Origin of the sequence: Sulfitobacter sp. CW3, assembly GCF_019392245.1 — a bacterium.
Classification (GTDB): domain Bacteria; phylum Pseudomonadota; class Alphaproteobacteria; order Rhodobacterales; family Rhodobacteraceae; genus Sulfitobacter.
In genome coordinates this window covers 1-257 of record NZ_JAHXRL010000372.1, presented here as the reverse complement: position 1 = coordinate 257, position 257 = coordinate 1, and the positions used below count along the sequence as shown (strand labels likewise).

The following is a 257-nucleotide window of genomic DNA, read 5'->3' as shown; positions in this document are numbered from 1 at the left end:
TTGGCCGAGCGCGACAGACGACGCATCGAGCGTCATCTCGCCGAGGCGCGCCTGCCGCCGGGCAAGACGCTCGACGGCTTCGACTTCGCCGCCGTGCCGATGCTCTCGAAGGCTCAGGTCATGGCGGTCGCCGCCGGCGACGCCTGGCTTGCGCAGGGGGCCAACCTGCTCCTGTTCGGCCCACCCGGCGGCGGGAAGAGCCATCTCGCTGCAGCGATCGGGCTCGCTCTCGTCGAGGCCGGCTTCAAGGTGCTGTT

General features: G+C 70.8%; 1 protein-coding gene. It reads left to right on the top strand.

All coding sequences use genetic code 11. The features are described 5' to 3' along the window. On the top strand, positions 1-257 hold a 257-nt coding region (locus tag KZZ06_RS21460), incomplete at both ends, for an ATP-binding protein (RefSeq protein ID WP_219581954.1).